Source organism: Polaromonas sp. P1_G2 (assembly GCF_056405515.1).
Genome location: NZ_JBFUBY010001385.1, coordinates 1 through 411, shown reverse-complemented (window position 1 = coordinate 411; position 411 = coordinate 1). Strand labels below are relative to the sequence as shown.

The following is a 411-nucleotide window of genomic DNA, read 5'->3' as shown; positions in this document are numbered from 1 at the left end:
ATGTCGGCCTGCGTCTATTCGATCAACCAGGAGGACGCCAAGCCGAGCGAGGATCCAGTCAAGCAGGCGATCCGCGACGAACTGCGCGCCCATTATCTCGATTCCGAGGCCGAAAAGCTGGCCAAGAAGGCATTCGGCCGCAAGAGCGACAATCCGCAATTTCTCATCGTCTGCGACAAGCTGTTGACCGGCTTCGACTGCCCGATCGAGAGCGTGATGTATCTCGACAAACCGCTCAAGGAGCACAGCCTGTTGCAGGCGATCGCGCGCACCAACCGCGTCAGTGATGCCCGGAAGCGCAACGGCCTGATCGTTGATTACATCGGCGTCTCGGCCCATCTTGAGCAGGCGCTGGCCAGCTACCGCGCCGACGATGTCAAGAACGCCATGCGCGATCTCGACGATCTGCGC

The 411-nt window shown here is 60.6% G+C and carries 1 protein-coding gene; it reads left to right on the top strand.

The genetic code is table 11. The features are described 5' to 3' along the window. Nucleotides 1–411 (top strand): type I restriction enzyme subunit R domain-containing protein (locus tag AC1D0P_RS30685; RefSeq protein ID WP_477680182.1); only part of this gene is annotated, 411 nt, incomplete at both ends.